General features: G+C 45.4%; 13 protein-coding genes. 9 read left to right on the forward strand and 4 right to left on the reverse strand.

Annotation, left to right across the window (positions count from 1 at the left end; genetic code table 11):
• Positions 1-156: 156 nt before the first annotated feature.
• A complete protein-coding gene (locus tag ACTIE0_RS03435) occupies positions 157-2,169 on the reverse strand; it encodes a GspE/PulE family protein (RefSeq protein WP_006669467.1) in 2,013 nt (670 codons plus the stop codon).
• 588 nt (positions 2,170-2,757) lie between these two features.
• Here ACTIE0_RS03435 and grpE point away from each other — a divergent pair.
• The 6 genes from grpE to ACTIE0_RS03465 all read left to right on the forward strand — a co-directional run bounded on the left by grpE (position 2,758) and on the right by ACTIE0_RS03465 (position 8,900).
• Positions 2,758-3,519, forward strand: coding sequence for a nucleotide exchange factor GrpE (gene grpE / locus ACTIE0_RS03440; RefSeq protein WP_006620592.1), 762 nt, complete (start codon positions 2,758-2,760; stop codon positions 3,517-3,519).
• Between the two features lie 162 nt (positions 3,520-3,681).
• A complete protein-coding gene (gene dnaK / locus ACTIE0_RS03445; protein ID WP_006620593.1) occupies positions 3,682-5,658 on the forward strand; it encodes a molecular chaperone DnaK in 1,977 nt (658 codons plus the stop codon).
• A 184-nt stretch (positions 5,659-5,842) separates the two neighbouring features.
• Positions 5,843-6,973 carry a molecular chaperone DnaJ gene (gene dnaJ / locus ACTIE0_RS03450; protein WP_006620594.1) on the forward strand — a complete coding sequence of 377 codons (1,131 nt, stop codon included), beginning with the start codon at positions 5,843-5,845 and terminating at the stop codon, positions 6,971-6,973.
• Between the two features lie 50 nt (positions 6,974-7,023).
• Entirely contained in the window at positions 7,024-7,284 is a 261-nt protein-coding gene (locus ACTIE0_RS03455) for a sulfurtransferase TusA family protein (protein ID WP_006620077.1), read from the forward strand.
• Positions 7,281-8,501, forward strand: coding sequence for a ribosome small subunit-dependent GTPase A (gene rsgA / locus ACTIE0_RS03460; RefSeq protein WP_006669466.1), 1,221 nt, complete (start codon positions 7,281-7,283; stop codon positions 8,499-8,501). The genes ACTIE0_RS03455 and rsgA overlap by 4 nt, the downstream gene beginning before the upstream one ends.
• Before the next feature lie 33 nt (positions 8,502-8,534).
• Entirely contained in the window at positions 8,535-8,900 is a 366-nt protein-coding gene (locus ACTIE0_RS03465; protein ID WP_006620596.1) for a hypothetical protein, read from the forward strand.
• Positions 8,901-8,987: 87 nt separating this feature from the next.
• On the opposite strand, the gene ACTIE0_RS03470 is transcribed toward ACTIE0_RS03465, so the two are convergent.
• The 3 genes from ACTIE0_RS03470 to ACTIE0_RS03480 form a co-directional block, all read right to left on the reverse strand.
• Positions 8,988-11,198, reverse strand: a complete 2,211-nt coding sequence (locus ACTIE0_RS03470; RefSeq protein WP_006620597.1) for a molybdopterin oxidoreductase family protein — start codon at positions 11,196-11,198, stop codon at positions 8,988-8,990.
• 253 nt (positions 11,199-11,451) lie between these two features.
• Positions 11,452-12,954: an MFS transporter gene (locus tag ACTIE0_RS03475; RefSeq protein WP_006620598.1), complete on the reverse strand. Its 1,503-nt coding sequence runs from the start codon at positions 12,952-12,954 to the stop codon at positions 11,452-11,454.
• A 100-nt stretch (positions 12,955-13,054) separates the two neighbouring features.
• The gene (locus ACTIE0_RS03480; protein ID WP_006620600.1) at positions 13,055-13,576 is read right to left on the reverse strand and encodes a hypothetical protein; all 522 of its coding nucleotides are present in this window, start codon (positions 13,574-13,576) and stop codon (positions 13,055-13,057) included.
• 373 nt (positions 13,577-13,949) lie between these two features.
• Here ACTIE0_RS03480 and ACTIE0_RS03485 point away from each other — a divergent pair, with 373 nt between their 5' ends.
• From ACTIE0_RS03485 to ACTIE0_RS03495, 3 genes are all read left to right on the forward strand, one after another.
• Positions 13,950-15,296: a cytosine deaminase gene (locus ACTIE0_RS03485; RefSeq protein WP_006620601.1), complete on the forward strand. Its 1,347-nt coding sequence runs from the start codon at positions 13,950-13,952 to the stop codon at positions 15,294-15,296.
• An 89-nt stretch (positions 15,297-15,385) separates the two neighbouring features.
• Positions 15,386-16,870, forward strand: a complete 1,485-nt coding sequence (locus tag ACTIE0_RS03490) for a polysaccharide biosynthesis/export family protein (protein WP_006669465.1) — start codon at positions 15,386-15,388, stop codon at positions 16,868-16,870.
• Positions 16,871-16,910: 40 nt separating this feature from the next.
• A complete protein-coding gene (locus ACTIE0_RS03495; protein WP_006669464.1) occupies positions 16,911-19,130 on the forward strand; it encodes a GumC family protein in 2,220 nt (739 codons plus the stop codon).
• Positions 19,131-19,145: the final 15 nt, after the last annotated feature.

Here is a 19,145-nt window from a genome sequence, read left to right on the forward strand (position 1 = left end):
AAGGTCTCGCACCATACTTGGTATTATACCGTATTGCCGTAAAATGTTAACCTAATTTGAGATTAAATCATGCTCCTTCTATTGTGAATGATTTTTTGTCCGGGTGGGTTCATAACGTGATCTCAAGTTCCCAGCCCAAGACTACTCAAAGGCTGTTTACATAGTAAACCGAGGAGTCAAACAATAGGGACAGTCCAACCATTCCGGCTTTAATTCCGCCGCACATCCTTTACAGGTCAAACCCTGCTTCCGTTTAGCCTTCAACTCCGATTCCAGAGCCGAATCTGTAAAGGTTACCCGTTCCACCTCCTCAAAAGTTGTATGGCCTTCACGCACCAACTGCAAACTGTAGGCTAAGAGAGTTTTCATCCCTTCCTCAACAGCAGCCTCCTTAATTTGTTCAGTGGGCGCTCCCTTAGTAATCAGAATTTGCATCCGCTCCGTTACTTTAAGGAATTCATAAACCCCAACCCGGCCCTTATAGCCTAGACCACCACATTTTTTACATAACTCGCCGCGATCGGCTAGTCCCCGGCGTTGATCTGCCGGAACAGTATTTGCCTTATAGAAAGTAATATCCACCTCCCCAGAAGCAGAAAGACCATAACGACCAAATTCTTGGGGAGTTGGGGTATAGGGTATACGACATTCAGTACATACCCGCCGCATCAAACGTTGAGCCAGGATACCCAACAGAGCGGCAGAGACCATGAAAGGTTCAACTCCCATCTCATCCAAACGAGCGATCGCCCCCGCCGCATCATTAGTGTGAAGAGTAGTTAAAACCAAGTGTCCCGTCAGAGCCGCTTCAATAGCAGTTTTCGCCGTTTCCAAGTCCCGCGTTTCCCCCACTAGCAAAACATCAGGGTCTTGTCGTAAGAATGCCCGCAGGATATTAGCAAAAGTCAAATCTTTTTCCCGAATCACCTGACATTGGGTAATACCAGGTAGAGCATACTCAATCGGGTCTTCCGCCGTACTAATATTAATACCCGGATCATTGCGCTCTGCCAAAACCGAATACAAGGATGTAGATTTACCAGAACCCGTAGGTCCTGTTACCAAAATCAACCCAAAAGGACGACTAGCAGTTTCTCGGACCATTTCCAAAGTTTCCTGGTCAGAGATCAACTTATCCAAACCCAATTGAGTCGAAGAACTATCAAGAATCCGCAGAACAATCTTTTCCCCATAGCGACTCGGCAGGCTATTGACCCGAAAATCCACCGTCCGGCCCTGATAAATCCGACGAATCCGGCCATCCTGAGCTTGGCGACGTTCAGCGATATCAAGATCGGCAATAATTTTAAAGCGGGAGGTAATAGCAGAAATCACCTTTTTCGGGAAACTAAAATATTCCTGCAAAACCCCATCTTTACGCATCCGAATCCGCATATCATGCTCTTGGGGTTCCACATGGATATCAGAAACACCCTCGGACAGAGCTCTCGCCAGAATCACATTCACAGCCTTAATAACTGGTGCAGTTTCCGCCTCTTGGAGCTGTGCATCGAGGTTCATGTCTCCCATGTCCTCAGAGGCTTCTACCAGTTCTACATCCTCAAACTCACCCTCGCCAAACTGGAGTTTTCTCTCTTCCTCCCGAGCCGCTTCTACTTGCTTGCGCTTAACTTCCTCCTCACCGTAGGCTGTAATCAGTTTGTCATAATCTTCTTGAGTAATAACCCGCCGCTGTAGTTTCCATCCTACCGGACGCAGGATTTGGTTTCTCAACTCATCCAAAGCACTCAGGTTATCTGGGTCAACCATTGCCATCATCACGCTAGGAGTTGGCTCCGACTCGATGATTTTCCAAGGCACAAAACGATGTCGTTTGCAGGTCTCAATAGAAGTTTCCAGCTTTTTGATGATTTCTTCTAGTTCAGCCACCGAAATCTGATCTATTTCTAGGTCAAAGGCCTCAACCCCATAGACAATTTTTAACTCAAATAGCTGTTGTTTTTTATAGTGACGGGCTAATTCCGGGGGTAGAGGCTGACCGGTAATGGATTCGAGAACTTCGGTGAGAGGTTTTCCGCCACGAGAGTCCTGAATAGCCTGCTGTAGTCGCTCAGGGTCAATATATCCTGACTGAATAAGTTTATTACCAAAGGGAGTTGCACTTTGAGCAACAAGAGCAGTTCGCCGGGGGGATGATGTATTGGTCATAGCTGGAGTCAGGTCCTTATGTCTAGGCTTCCCCAAAAAGTTGGGAAAGTTTCTTGGGTGAGTATGGAAGTCTCACTGTTAATTTACAGTTTAACCGCTGGTGCTATATCCACAACTAGGGACTGAGGACATTAGCCCTATTTACCTGGTGCTAAAGCTCAACTTACCAACGGGTGAATATGTTTTCCTGTCGCCGTGGGTGATAGGTTTATTTTGACACTTCTCGCCCTAAAGGGTCGAGGATTCTTCGTTCATAGACTTAACTTGCTCTAGCAGGATTACTCAAACCAGAGTAGAGGTCAAATCTCCCCAAGGGTTTGGATTTATTATCCAAGTTCCCACCTGCCCCGTGGTACTCAAGACAATTTCTTTGGTAAGGTAACCGATCGCCGAATTAAGTTGATTATATGCAGCCGAGGGCATGAAAGTGTTACTATGGGATGATTTTAGGTATTTGAAGCCTATTGGATGCCTGAACGAATCGCGCCTGTAGTATTAAAATGGATCAAGATCACGAAAGCACGTTAACGGAGAGCGGAGTTTTCCCTAGGCTGTAGGCTCAGGGATGCCGTCGCTCAATTTTCTATTATGGACGATAACAAGCAGGAAGACATGGTTCCTAATTCGACAAGTGACAAAATAGATGAGACTACAGAACCTGTAGCATCAGATCCTGGGTCTGTTGATCCTGAACAGATTGACCAACAAACGGATACTGAATCTGATTTAACATTGGAGCAAGCAACGATCGCTGATGATGGTGAGGAAGCGAAGGACGCGGAAATGAGTTCCGATCCGATTTATATTGCCAATGAACAGCTTAATGAGCAGTTGCAGACCATAGCTCAAGCGCGAGAGTCCCTTCAGACTCAACTGATGGATATGACCAGTCAATATCAGCGACTGGCTGCTGATTTTGAGAACTTCCGTAAGCGCACACAGAAGGAAAAAGAAGACCTCGAACTCAATATCAAGTGTTCCACGATCGCGCAGCTTTTGCCAGTGATCGATAACTTTGAGCGAGCCAGAGCCCATATTAAACCCCAAAATGATGGTGAAATGAACATTCACAAAAGCTATCAGGGGGTTTATAAACAGATGGTGGAGTGTCTCAAACAAATTGGAGTATCCCCCATGCGCCCAGAGGGTGAACAGTTTGATCCTAATCTCCATGAGGCGGTGATGCGCCAACCGACGAGTGAGTATCCAGAGGGAACAGTGATTGAAGAACTGATGCGGGGGTATATACTAGGCGATCGCGTCTTACGTCATGCCATGGTGAAAGTAGCTACAGAACCAGAACTCTCAGATACCACAGAGGAGCCACCAGCAGAAGGTTCTGAGGATTAATCGCCTAAATCAACTCAATGGGCGCAACTACTGCGCCCTAAGTGTTATACAGCCAGGGAAAGGGGGGTAGACTTATGTAGTAAGTGGGTCTAGCTTCTAGGCTCTTATGTTAGAACGGGGATGGCTCTACCATTCATTGCACAAATTTATCGATGAGGAGCTATGGGAAAGGTCATTGGCATCGACTTAGGTACGACTAATAGTTGTGTGGCGGTTCTGGAGGGGGGTAAACCTGTAGTTATTTCCAGTTCAGAAGGGGGACGGACTACACCGAGTATTGTGGGTTTTGGTAAATATGGCGATCGCTTAATTGGTCAGCTTGGTAAACGACAAGCGGTGACTAATGCTGAGAATACCATATTTAGTATTAAGCGATTTATTGGCAGACGCTGGGAAGATACGGAAGTGGAGCGATCGCGAGTTCCCTATAAGTGCGTCTCTGGTAAGGATAATACAGTAGATGTCAAAATTCGTGATCAGGTCTACACGCCGCAAGAAATATCGGCGATGGTGTTGCAAAAACTCAAAGAAGATGCCGAAGCCTATTTAGGGGAAACTGTTGATCAAGCGGTGATTACGGTTCCGGCTTACTTCACAGATGCTCAACGCCAGGCCACCAAGGATGCGGGGACTATTGCGGGTTTAAATGTGTTGCGTATCATCAACGAACCCACAGCAGCAGCCCTATCTTATGGTTTGGATAAACAAGACCAAGACCAAACCATTCTGGTTTTTGACCTAGGGGGAGGCACTTTTGATGTATCTATCCTCCAGTTGGGAGATGGAATTTACGAGGTAAGATCCACATCTGGGAATAACCACCTGGGAGGGGATGACTTTGATAACTGTCTGGTGATGTGGATGGTAGAAACCTTTAAAAAACAAGAAGGGATTGATCTAACATCGGACAAAATGGCTCTGCAACGGATGCGCGAAGCAGCGGAAAAAGCGAAGATCGAACTTTCTAATCGCACCAAAACCTCGATTAACTTGCCATTCATCAGTGCTGATGACTCAGGACCAAAGCACCTAGAACTAGAACTGAGTCGCTCGGAATTTGAAACTTTAGTGGGAGACCTGGTAAAAAGTACCCTCGAACCAGTAACCCAAGCCCTCAAAGATGCCAGTTTAGAACCCCAGGATATTGATAAAATCATTTTGGTGGGAGGTTCAACCAGAATTCCCGCAGTACAGCAAGCAATTAGTAAACATTTTGGCGATCGCAGTCCCGATCGCTCTGTTAACCCCGATGAAGCGGTAGCCCTAGGAGCAGCAATCCAAGCCGGGATTTTGGGAGGAGAAGTCAAAGACCTACTGCTTTTGGATGTCACCCCTTTGTCCCTGGGTTTAGAAACCCTAGGGGAAGTGTTCACCAAAATCATCGAACGCAATACTACCATTCCCACCAGTCGTTCCCAAATGTTCTCCACCGCCACCGACGGACAAACCTCTGTGGAAATTCATGTGCTGCAAGGGGAACGAGCCATGGTTAAAGATAACAAAAGCCTGGGTAAGTTCCTACTGACTGGCATTCCTCCCGCTAAACGGGGTGTGCCACAAATTGAGGTATCTTTTGATATTGATGCTAATGGGATATTGAAAGTATCTGCTATAGATCGTGGCACAGGCCGAGAGCAAAGTATTCAAATCACCAATACCGGAGGACTGAGCGAGACGGAAATTGAGCGAATGCGACAGGAGGCAGAGCTTTACGCCGAGGAAGACGAAGCCCACAGACTGATTGCCGAGTTGAAAAATCAATCCCAGACCCTGTTCTATAATTGTAAGGTGACATTAAAGAACAATGCCAAAGCAATTAGTAATGAACTTAAAGAGCGAACCCGAACCGAAGCAGCCGCTTTAAAGAAAGCAGTTAACGACCCCAAAATCTCTTTAGGGGATATGCAACGACAAGTTGAGAGTTTCCAAAATTTGCTCTATGAGCTAGGTTCTGCGGTTTATGCAGCACATGAGCAGGGAGATAGGGGGAATGGGTCAGCGACTGAAGAACCCCAGATGCTAGACTCAGAAGAAGATGAAAGCACAGACTCTGACATGGACTCTGAAATCGGCAATAGTGACGAGACAGAATCTAAAGAATTAGAGGGCTCTGAGAGCCAAAGTCTGGGTGGTTCATAGAGATAAGTTGACCGCTAACGGTTAAATGGTCCCATTAAAGGTTGGGATGTGGGATGATGTAAAATAGGGGTTTCCCTAAACGGTGGGGTTGGTAGTTTATGCTTAATCCAACCCCTAGTTAAGGAAAGACCTAACTCTAGGTTTGTTCTGTAGTTTTAGTAATTAATTTTTAGAAAAAAGCTTTATGGCAGGCGATTACTATGATGTCCTCGGTGTCTCCCGCGACGCAGACAAGGAAGAAATTAAACGAGCTTACCGTCGTCTGGCTCGTAAATATCACCCGGATGTAAATAAGGAGCCGGGGGCTGAAGAAAGGTTTAAGGAAATCAACCGCGCCTATGAGGTGCTTTCGGAACCGGAAATCCGCGCCCGTTATGATCGCTTTGGGGAAGCTGGGGTATCTGGTGCTGGTGCAGGGGGCTATGGTCAGGACTTTGGCGATAGTTTTGCTGATATCTTTGAAAGTTTTTTCAGTGGTTTTGGTGGGGGTATGGGCGGCCCTACGGCAGCCAGACGACGCACGGGACCTACGCGAGGGGATGACCTGCGCTTAGATTTGCGCTTGGAGTTTAAAGAGGCTATTTTTGGCGGGGAAAAGGAAATCCGTATCCGTCACTTAGAAACCTGTGAGACTTGTAATGGGACGGGGGCGAAGCCGGGAACTTCTCCTAAAACTTGTTCTACCTGTGGGGGTAGTGGTCAAGTGCGGCGGGCGACTCGTACTCCCTTTGGTAGCTTTACTCAGGTTTCGGTTTGTCCTACCTGTAATGGTACTGGACAGATGATTGAGGAAAAATGCGTCAGTTGTGGTGGAGAAGGCCTGAAAGAGGTAACTAAAAAGCTGAAAATTACAATTCCGGCTGGGGTAGATAATGGCACGCGGTTGCGGGTATCTAATGAGGGAGATTCGGGAAAACGAGGTGGCCCGGCGGGGGATTTGTATGTATTTCTGTCGGTGGACTCGACACCGAATTTTAAACGTGATGGTATTAATATCCTGTCGGAGGTGAAAATCTCTTACCTGCAAGCGATTTTAGGCTGTACTTTGGAGGTGGAAACGGTTCAGGGTACGACTTCTTTAACTATTCCGGCGGGGACACAACCGAATACGGTGCTAACTCTGGAAAATCAGGGTGTCCCTCGTTTGGGAAATCCGGTGAGTCGGGGAGATCACTTGATTACAATTTTGATTGATATTCCTACCCGGATTACTAATGAGGAGCGAGAACTTTTGGAACAGTTGGCCCAAATTAAGGGAGAACGTACCGGAAAAGGAGGCCTGGAAGGGTTCCTTGGTAATTTGTTCCAAAAGTAAAACATTCGATTGATGGCTTGGATTGATTGTTCCTTTTGTGTGAAGAGTCTATGACTGGTTCAGATACTTATTCGGCTGATGCTAAACTTGATTTGCGCGGCACCCCCTGTCCGATTAATTTTGTGCGGACTAAGTTGCGTCTGCAACAAATGACACCGGGGACTTTGCTGGAGGTGTGGTTAGATGGCGGCGAACCTATTGAACAGGTTCCTGATAGCTTGGTGATGGAAGGATATGCTATTGAGGAGGTTTGCGATCGCGGAGAGTTTTTTGCGATTATGGTTCGTTGTCCGCCTGTGAAGAGTTTATGACGGCTGATCGCATAATGGGAACGGTAGTTGCTGGTCAGGCTAATTTTTATCAGGTTTGTCTGAGTCCTGACCAGTCTCCGTCTGGGAATGGGGCCGGGGGGGAAGCTAAACGGATGACTTTGCTTTGTACCTGTCGCGCTCGTTTAAAGAAAATTGGTCAGAAGGTGATGGTGGGCGATCGCGTGGTGGTCTCCTGTCCAGACTGGCAGGGGGGTAGAGGGGTGATTTCTGAGATTTTACCCCGTAAAACTGAGCTGGCGCGCCCTAGTATTGCTAATGCAGACCATTTATTATTGGTGTTTGCAGTGGCTGAACCCGACCCAGATCCGGTGACTCTCAGCCGCTTTCTACTCAAGGCGGAGTCTACTGGGTTGGAGGTGAGTTTGTGCTTTAATAAGTGCGATTTACTGCCCCCTGATAGCCTCCGACAATGGTACGATCGCATGAGAGGCTGGGGATATGACCCTTTGATGATTAGTGTCTATCATGGGGTTGAATATCGCTTTGAGGGCGATCGCATGGAAACTTCGCCGACTCTGAATTTATCATCAAATTCGGCTGGGTTGGACAAACCCGGTTTCGGGGAAAGTTCGCCTTCCCTCACTAGAGATGGTGATAGAAACCAGGTTTCTGGCACTGCTAATTCTCTGCTGGATCGCTTGCGCCTGAAAACTACGGCTATCTCTGGTCCGTCTGGTGTGGGGAAGTCTAGTTTGATTAATAAACTGATTCCTAATAGTCATTTGCGGGTGGGGGAAGTGTCGGGAAAATTGGGGCGAGGACGGCATACTACCCGCCATGTGGAATTGTTTGAATTACATAACGGGGGTTTCCTGGCTGATACTCCGGGGTTTAATCAACCGGAATTGCAATGCGACCCTCACCAGTTGGGTAATTATTTCCCGGAAATTCGCGATCGCTTAACTAAGGGTAAGTGTCAATTTGATGATTGTTTGCACCGCGAAGAACCATCATGTGTGGTGCGTGGAGACTGGGAAAGATACCCCCAATATCTCCATTTTCTTGAGGAGGCGATCGAGGCTTGGGAAACGTCTCAACATCAACCACTAGAGGAGGATCGCCTCAAATCTAAAAGTAAATCTGGAGGGGGAAAACAATATGAACCTAAATTGCAGTCTAAAAAATATCGCCGATCTTCCCGTCGCTTAGAACACCAAAATTTACAACAACTTTGTGAAGATTTGGATGAGGTCTAAAACAACTTATCTATTAAATGGAGTAGCCGAGCCATGTCAGATTCTCCAACTACTACAGGCGCAATAACCACCGGATTAGTGATTGGTTTATTGTTTATGGGGGGCTTTTTTTGGGTAGGCTATTCGCTGCCATTTAGTCTGCTGTGTAGCTTTTTGGGTGGTGTATCTGCTTATCAATTAATAACTTGGTGGCATATAGACTCTCTGCCAAAGATTGAGGAGTCTAATTCCTCGAACCCAGAAGTTGGCAAGGTGTACAAGTCGATTCATAAATTTTTGTTTAAATCTCAGTATAATAAACAATCAAAAAAACTTGCCCATGAGCCAGTTTCTAAAGGTCCTGTGTCTCTGATGGGATGGGTTTTAAAAGAACATTCCAAACGCAATACAGATAATTAATCATCAGGAGAAACCGGGTTTTGGGGTTGCTATGGCAGGAAAAACCCGGTTTTAATAATTCATCATGTACCCTCCCAGCGGAGGTATTTAGACGGGAATAGTTGGATTGATTTTTTGTTGGTTAGGTTGGGTTTGTGAAGTTGGTAATAATTCGGGGTTAACTATTGATAATTGTACGGCACAGGCTTTTAATTCTGGTTGTTTAGACTCAGGACAACATTCAGGGTGAGTCATGGCGTTGGCTTCGGTATTATCTCCCCATAAAGCGCCCCAGTGCATGGGTACAAATACAGTTCCCGGTGCGATCGCTTTAGTAATTTGAGCGGGAAAATAAGCCTTTCCACGGCGCGATCGCACTTGCACTAAATTGCCGGATTCAATGCCTAATTTCTGGGCATCTTTGGGGTGAATTTCCATAAAAGGAGTGGGGTGCATTTTGCGGATTTTCTCAATTCTCCCGGTTCGTGTTTGAGTGTGCCAATGGCCGTATAATCTCCCCGTTGTCAACACTAAAGGATAATCTGGATCTGGGGGTTCAGCTAATCCTTTGGAGTAATAAGCCGCAAATTGTGCGCGACCGTCAGGGGTATTAAATCGTAAATCAGTATATAAACGTTTAGGGGTGCGATTAATTTCGGTTTCCGTCTCAGGACAAGGCCATTGAATAGGACCAGAAACCATTAAACGATGATGACTCAACCCAGATAAATCGCAGGGACGGTTACGAGTTAAGCGGACAAATTCTTGGTAAACTTGAGCGGAATTAGCGAAATTAAATGGTTTTGGAAAACCTAACCTCCGCCCTACTTCGGCGAAAATTTCCCAGTCGGCTTTAGCTTCTCCTAGGGGTTGACGAAAAGCCTGACATAAAGTGACGACCCGTTCAGAATTAGTCATAGTCCCGGTTTTTTCTCCCCACTGGGCGGCGGGTAGTAAAATATGGGCATATTCAGCGGTTTCTGTAGGATAATAAGCGTCCTGATAAATGGTAAAAGGCGATCGCATTAAAGCCGCTTTAGTCCTTTCTAAATCCGGCATACTGACTGCTGGATTAGTCGCCGCCACCCATAATAACCCCACTTTACCAGTTTCTAATCCGGTAATCATTTCCCAAGCATTCAAACCCACTTGGTCAGAAATCTGACCGGGTTCTAGTTCCCAAAATTGCTCAACCTCTCTCCGGTGTTGGGGATTTGTGACAACTCGATAACCGGGTAAAATATGGGCAAGTCCTCCCGCTTCTCTACCTCCCATAGCATTAGGTTGACCTGTTAAAGAAAAAGGACCCGCCCCAGGTTTACCAATATTTCCAGTCATCAAATGAAGGTTAATCAGAGTCCGCACTTTCGCAGTCCCTTCGGAAGACTGATTTATCCCCATTGACCACATAGATAAAACTCGTTGAGACTCACCCCACCACCTAGCAGCTTGTTCAATATCATCCAGACGAATACCACAGGTTCTGGCTACTAATTCCGGGGGATAAGATTGGATTACCTGCATATAATCAGGGAATCCTTTGGTACATTCATCAATAAATAAAGAATCTATAAAACCCCAACGCATTAAGAGGTTTGCTATACCATTAAGTAGGTCAATATCGGTTCCGGGACGGATGGCTAAATGTAGGTCTGCGGCTTCAGCGGTTTGGGTGCGGCGAGGGTCCACCACAATCATTTTGACTTGGCGATTTTTCTTATGGTGAACCCGCAAACGATTAAAAACTATGGGGTGACATTCAGCGGTATTAGTGCCAATTAAAAAGGCACAGTCGGTTTTTTCTAGGTCGTCATAACAACAGGGGGGACCGTCTGAACCGAAACTTTTGATATAACCGGAGACGGCTGAAGACATACACAGGCGGGAATTGGCATCAAAATTATTGGTTCCCAAACAGCCTTTAATTAGCTTTTGGGCGATGTAATAGTCTTCGGTTTGGAATTGACCTGAACCATACATACAGATAGCATCAGCCCCCATGGTGTGGCGGACGGTTTGAATGCGGTTGACAATAAGGTTATAGGCTTCATCCCAGGTGGCGCGACGAAAAGGTTGATCGAGGGTCTCTCGGATCATGGGATATTTCAGGCGGTTTTTGTCTATGGCTTCGGCAATTGTTGCGCCTTTGACGCAAACTTTACCGAGGCTGGAGGGGTGAGTGCGATCGCCTCTAACTTGCCAAATTGGATTTCCTTGGGAGTCTCTATTTGTCGCTTTTCCGGGTTGTGCGGGGGGTAAAACTTCTAAGCCGCAACCAACACCGCAGTAAGGACAAAGAGTTTTTGTTAATTCAGTCATTTTAGATTAATGGGTGGTAATTGTGGCAGTTTTGATTATAGTATATCAGCCACTTATTTGCTGGCAATTGGGGGGAGTTGACTGTGATTAATTATCTGCTAAAATCAGCCAATTAATTAATCAATCCACCCCAACCGGAAGTTAATCACCGTAACCACGGAGGATAGTCATCTAGGAAGGATAGGGAATTATTGTCGGTTCAGGGGCGAGTAGCTAATTTGATGCTAGTTAATAACCCGCCCCTATTTAGGAGTTATTTGGCGACAGGGATAATGTCTTCGTTGGCTTGTAATTCTTCTTGATGATGGTCAGCAAAAGACCCTTGAGGTTCCTTGAGGAAAAACCAACAGAGGAAAGCGACAATCATGCTAGTTACTCCTAACATCTCGAAGAAAATTCGGTTGCCGATATCACCTTCTGGAAATAGGCTAAATAGTGTTAGATAAACGACTGCACCCACATTTCCATAAGCCCCAACATTTCCGGCAATTTGTCCAGTAACACGGCGTTTAATGAGGGGAACGATCGCAAAAGATGAACCTTCCCCAGCTTGTACAAAGAATGAACAAGTCATGGTTAAAAGTACCGCCAAAGGTAGCCACCAACCACCATTAACTCGACCCATAATTAAATAAGCAAATGCCATTCCCGCAGTCAGAACCGCCATGGTATTTTTACGGCTACCTAATTTATCAGAAATTAGACCTCCACCGGGGCGAGACATTAGGTTCATGAAAGCATAACTAGCAGCTATCATTCCAGCGGCTGGTTTACTGAGTCCAAAAGTATTCTCAAAGAAAGCGGGAAGCATTGACACCACAGCTAATTCTGAGCCGAAGTTGACAAAATAGGTCAATTCCAAAATAGCAACTTGGGAAAAATTGTAACGGTCTGCGGGGGGATAGTGTTTGTGACCAAGGATTAGTTCTTTATTCGCTTCCCAGCAGTTATAACCTTGGAAAAGGTATAAACCGAATAAGGCTACCCAAACGATATAAAGTTGCGGTAAGGTCAAGAAACCTACTTTACTTAAACGCCAAGCTAGGATAGCCAAAACACCAACTAGGGGAATATTCATGAGCATCAAAAACCAGAAGTCTTTGGGGGTGGTCACTTCTAAACCTCTGGCGCGTTTGGGTTTTTGATAGACTTTTCCTGGGGGGGTATCTTGGACGTTAAAGAAGTAGAAAGCACCATAAGCAGCGGCGATAATTCCTGTTAATGCTACGGCTACTCGCCAGTTAATTACCCCCCCAGAACCGAAGGTTAAAATTGCTGCTAGAGTGGGTAAGCTAAAGGCAGCGGCGGCGGAACCAAAATTACCCCAACCGCCATAAATTCCCTCGGCTAAACCGATTTCTTTGGGGGGGAACCATTCGGCTACCATGCGGATACCAATTACAAATCCTGCACCCACTATGCTGAGGGCTAAACGGGAAATTACTAATTGATTAAAGTTTTGGGCTAAGGCAAATGCTGTACAGGGAATTGCTGCATAAATTAGCAGTAATGAGTAGGTGATTCTAGGACCGTATTTGTCTAGCAGCATCCCAATAATAATCCGGGCGGGAACTGTGAGGGCAACATTACAAATAGCGAGGGTACGAATTTGACTTATTTCTAAGCCCATATCGTCTTGAATAGCTGTGGCTAAAGGTGCAAAGTTGAACCAGACGACAAAGGAAAGAAAGAAGGCAAACCAGGTTAGGTGTAGGATTTTGTATCGGCCTTTTAAAGACCATAATTCGGTTAGCATTTTGATTAAATGGTGGGGTAAAACAACGGTGGAAATTGGCGGGGGTCAGGACTTGATGAATTGGTATAATTACTCAATCATCAAGGCAGGTAAGGGAATACTATTGGGCAACCCAAGGGTTGACTTGTAAAGTGCCACTGGGAGTCATGACTACGAGAAATTCAGCCTGGGGTTGGTTTTCGGTGGTGGCTTGACTTAATTGGAGAATGGGAGTCTGATTAAGATATTTGGCGGCGGCGAGGTTGATGGTTTTGTATTGGGCGATCGCACCTGTTTGATTGACTGAGACCTGATACACTAGGTTCTCGGTAAAGGTAGGGTACTGTTGCCAGTTTTGGTCAATTTGGGTGTATAATTGGGTGGTTAAATCAGCGATCGCATTCGGATCGGTGATGGGGGTTACGGTGGCCTCTAGTGTTGGGGTTTCTACGGTTTCTGGGACAATTTCGACAGCAGTTACAATGGTTTCGGCTTGGGGTTGCTGTTGTGCGTAGTGGTTGGATAGTAGTTGCTGCCAACTGTTAAGATAAAATCCTGAAAAGGCAATTAAGCCAATGACTGACACGATTTTCAGACCGACGGAAGAGGTTAACGAGTTGGGGGTAGTTTGAATGGATGTCATGGAGATTTTCTGATAGTAAAGTTGACTAGCACCGGACTACATTTCCCTAGCTTTATGAGCGATCGCCTCTTTATTTAATCATAACTTTTATGGATTGGGCTATATCAAAAATGAGGATAAGTACATCAAAACTAGCCCTAAGTTTATGATAATTGCATAAACAACAACCTAAATATGGGTGATTAGGGAATGATAACCGGAAATTAAACTACTCCTAAAGCTGCCGAAAATTTGAGCGATGACTTTAAGAATTAATCAGTAGGTTAAAGCTGAAAAATCAGTTAAAGTGTAGCTAATATTACAAAATCCTAAGTTTGATGAACTTTTTGCATATTAACAATGTTATTTTTGCATGATGGGGTAAATTGTAGTCATGATTAGTATTCCCAAAAGCGATCGCTACTGGCTAAAAAATGCCCATATTCCCTACTGTTTACTGGAAGTAAGCCAACCGGACTGGTTAAGCCAACAGACGCGGGAGGGGCTAATATTAATCGATGTGGAAATTACATCGGGGAAAATTAGCCAACTGCGACCCGCTGGAAATACAGACACGGCTGATATCCCCTGGGTAGACCTGCGGGGGGGACAGGTTTGGCCATGTTTTGTGGACTTACACACCCATTTAGATAAGGGCCATATTTGGCAGCGATCGCCTAATCCCGACGGGACTTTTACCGGGGCGCTAAATACTGCTATTTCCGATAGTGAAAAATACTGGACCCCTGAAGATATCTATCAGCGGATGGAATTTGGTTTAAAATGTAGTTATGCCCATGGGACTCAGGCTATCCGCACCCATTTAGACTCAGCCGGAAAACTCACAGAAATTAGCTGGGAAGTATTGAACAGTCTGCGGGAAAAATGGTGCGATCGACTATTTTTGCAAGCTGTATCCCTGGTATCTCTGGATTATTACTTAACCCCCCAAGGAGAAAAACTAGCCGATAGAGTAGCAGAAATGGGCGGCATTTTAGGGGGTGTCGCTTATATTAACCGTGACCTTGATCAACAAATGGAGCGAGTATTTGACCTAGCCAAAGACCGGAATTTATCCTTAGATTTCCATGTCGATGAAAATGGCGATCCTGATTCTAATACCCTATATAAAATCGCCGAATATGCGGTTAAATCTCAATTTGAGAATCCCATAATTTGCGGACATTGTTGCAGTTTATCCGTCCAGAGTCCCGAAGTGATTAACCAGACCATTAATCTGCTTAAATCATCTAATATAGGGATTGTCAGCTTGCCCATGTGCAATTTATATCTGCAAGATAGACAATATTCTAACCATTCAAATACACCCAAAACCCCAAAATGGCGAGGGGTCACACTTCTGCATGAATTAAAACAAGCCGGAATCCCCGTAACAGTCGCGAGTGATAACTGTCGTGATCCCTTTTATGCTTTTGGAGATCATGACGTTTTAGAAGTCTTCAAAATGTCAGTCAGAATCGGCCATTTAGATCATCCATCAGGTGACTGGCCCCAAATCGTCACCAAAACCGCCGCCGATCTAATGGGATTATCAAATCTAGGAAGGCTGAAGGTAGGCATTTCCGCCAATCTCATCGCTTTTAAAGGCAGAAATTTCAGTGAATTACTATCGCGATCGCAGCATGATCGGGTTATCATCAGAAACGGTGCATCAGTATCAGCTTCTATCCCCGACTATTCTGAGTTAGACGACTTAATAACTAGCCACTTCACAGAATAGCCGTTACCATGAGGAAGAAACCCTCAGCCTTCAAGTCATTGTCAACTGTATATTCCATGTTTCATCTGTCAGTGTCTTGACTCTCACCTATGACTCAGCCATCATTTCCAGCTAATATAACTAATGCTGTCAAATCTCCCCAGGCGACAACCCTGATGAGTTGGGGGTTAATGTCCCTATTGATATGGCATAGCAGCACACCTATCAGCCTAGCGCAAACTCAACCTTCTATCCCCATCCCCACTATTACCCCCGCCTCAATTCGTGTTCCTGATGCCTATACCCTCGGTCCAGGAGATTTGCTAAGGGTAGATATTCTCGATGTTCCTGAGTACAGTGGCGAATACCTGATTTTGACTGATGGGACACTCAATCTGCCTCTAATCGGTCAAATTACCGTAGCTGGTTTATCAGTTTCTCAACTGACCGAGAAAATTTCCGCCGCCTATACTCCCTTTGTACAACAACCATTCCCCAGCGTGAGAATTATTACACCCCGTCCCATTAGCATTGCCGTTGGGGGGGAAGTACAAAGACCGGGAACATACATTCTCCCCCTTTCCACATCTAACACCGTTGAGCGACAATTTCAGTTCTATACAGTAACTCAGCTTCTCCAGCAGGCGGGTGGGATTACTCAATCAGCAGATATTACTCAGGTTAAGGTGCAGCGACAAGAACCCACCAGGCTAAATATTGTCGTCAACCTCAAGGAATTGTTGGAAAATGGAGATTTAAGTCAAGATCTGGTTTTGCGCGATCGCGATACAATTGTAGTACCCACCGCCGAAAGTCTTGATCCCGTCGCTATTCGACAGATTAATTCCGCTAATTTTGCGCCCGAGGAAGTACCCCCTTTTCAAGTAGTTATCGTCGGGGAAGTATTTAATCCGGGAACCCATATTATGGGGGAAGGAATGGCGAATTTGCCGGAATTACCGACTATTACTCAAGCTATTCAAAGGGCGGGAGGTATTAAGCCTCAAGCTAACCTGCGTCGCATTCAATTACAAAGACTGACTCAGGCGGGTGAATTAAAGACTATAACTGTTGATTTGTGGCAATTACTGACCACTGGTGATGCTACTCAGGATATGAGTTTACAGCCAGGAGATTCTATTATAATTCCTACCGCTAGTGCCGTGCCACCCGATGAGATTATTTCCCTCGCCAGTGCTAGTTTTTCACCCAGAACTATGATGGTTAATGTGGTGGGAGAAGTCGCACAACCAGGGGCGCTGCAAGTACCGATTAATACAACCCTTAATCAAGCCATCTTAGTGGCGGGGGGGTTTAATCAGCGGCGGGCGAATACTGGCTCCGTGCAACTGCTGCGTTTGCATCCTGATGGTACCGTTTCCCGTCGTCAAATTTCCATTGATTTTCAAGCCGGACTAAATGCACCGAATAATCCCGTTTTACAACGAGATGATGTCGTGGTCGTGAACCGTTCAGCCTTAACTGAGGTAGCCGATACTTTTGAAGAAGTGTTAAGACCTGTGGGGGGTCTGATTGGGATCTCTGCTGTACTGAATATCATTCATGTTTTAACAGAGGATAGAGATAATAATTAAAGTCCTAAGATGGTAGTATTTGAGAGAAGAGGTAATGGTTATGGATTTTAGTAATATTGAACACCGAGAATCTATTGATTTAGATTTAGGGAGATATTTACAAACATTGAAACGCCGATGGTTTTGGCTGCTGGGGGTTTTTGTGCTGAGTGTATCTGGGGCTGTATATGCTACCCAATTTTTGACCCCAACTTATGAAAACTCTGGCAAAATTTTATTTAAGGTAGACCGTACTTCTTCTTTAGCTGGTATTGGTGAAGGGTTAGGGGAACTGAAAGCACTATTGGCGGATCAGACTCCTTTGAGTACCCAGATAGAATTAATGTATTCTAATCCTCTGTTAGAAACAGTGATTGAGCGCTTGAATTTAACTAATGAGGATGGTGAACCCGTGGCTCCAGAGGATATTAGACGCAATTTAGATATGAGAATTATCGGCGGCACGGATATTGTTCTGTTAACCTATCAAAGCCGAAATCCCCAAGAAGTTGCTGATGTTATTAATACCGTGATGGAGGTTTATATTGAGGCTAATGTGTCTAGCATTCGACAAGACGCTTCCGGCGCGAAAGAGTTTATTCAGGAACAGCTACCTAGGGTACAAAAGGAGTTGTTTCTGGCGGAAAAATCTATTCAAGATTTTAAGGAAAGAAATGAGATAGTAGACCTGGGAACGGAGTTTGCTATATCCGTACAAGAAATGGCGCAGTTAAATCGCAATATTACTACTTTAGAAGCTGAATTAAATGCGGTGCAATCTTTGGTTAATTCCTTGGGAAATCAAGTGGGTTTGAACTTGGAAGAAGCTATAGCCGTAAATACTTTAAGTCAGTCTCCGGTGGTGCGAGCAGCTTTACAAGAATTGGAGAATGTGGAGGGGGAATTAGCCCAGGAACAAAGACGTTTTCGAGATGAAAATCCCCGGATTATTTCTTTAAAGGGAAAGCGAGATAATCTGGAGAATTTGTTACAAAGAGAAATTCAAGTGTATTTGGGTAGTAGCAGACCCTTTTCTCGCGGGTTGCTCAGGGTTATGGATGTCAAAAATAACAAGATTGAAGAGTTTGTTAATGCGGAAATTCGGCGGCTGGATTTGACTAAGCAGCTTGACTCTCTCTATGAGGCGCGTGATGGTTTGGAAAGGAGAGCTAGGATCTTGCCACAATTAGAACAACAACAGCAGGAACTTGAGCGCAAAGCTGAGGTGGCTCGTCTGACTTATCGGACTTTACTACAAAATCTTGAGGAAGCACAAGTGGCAGCCAATAAGATTACCAATAATGCCAGAATTATCGAAACGGCTAACGTTCCAGATGAGGGAAAAACGGCAAAAGTACCGTTGTTGGCTTTGGGAGTAATGGGGGGATTAGTCGCCTCAACTACTTTATTGCTGTTGATGGAAATGGGAGATAAATCTCTGAGGACTGTGGCGGAAACTAGGGATTTATTTGGATATACTTTGTTGGGTATTATTCCTTCTTTTGCAGCGCCGCCTTTTTACCGCTATTTGACGGGAGGCGATCGCTCTTCTGTACAGGTTCCGGTGGTGGATACACCCGGTTCCTTAATTAGCGAAATTTATCGGATGATTCAGGCTAATTTGAAGTTTTTGGGTTCCGATCGCAAAGTGCGGGTAATTGTGGTAAGCAGTTCCGTACCACAGGAGGGAAAATCAACGGTTTCCGCTAATTTGGCGGCGGCGATCGCCCAGCTTGGACATCGGGTGATACTCATTGATGGGGATATGCGACAACCGATTCAACATCATATCTGGGGTTTAACTAATGCGGTGGGATTAAGTGATGTACTCGTGGAAGAGGCGACTCTTTCCGAAGCCGTGAAGCCGGGAATTGACCAACTCGATATTTTGACCGCTGGGGTGACACCACCCAATCCGTTAGCACTTTTGGATTCTCGACGCATGACTTCCTTAATTCGGAATTTTTCGGAGGAGTATGATTTTGTAATTATTGATACACCACCATTGTTATTAGCCGCCGATGCTTTAACTTTAGCTAATATGGCTAGTGGGGTGTTAATGGTCGCTAGACCCCGAATTCTTGACCGCGATAGCGCTAAAGCCGCTAAGGAAATATTAGGGCGATCGGGTCAGCGGATCTTGGGGACGGTGATCAATGGGATTAGCAAGAATGAGTCCACTAAGTATTTCTATCATGCTCAACGCTATTTCCCTCTCCAAAAATCCCATCGGCGCGATCGCTCCGCACCCCCGAAAATATCTTCTAGGAGTTCTTCTTAGATATCAAACTATCCC

It is taken from the genome of Limnospira sp. (assembly GCF_051859755.1).
In the GTDB taxonomy this organism is placed as follows: Bacteria; Cyanobacteriota; Cyanobacteriia; order Cyanobacteriales; family Microcoleaceae; genus Limnospira; species Limnospira fusiformis.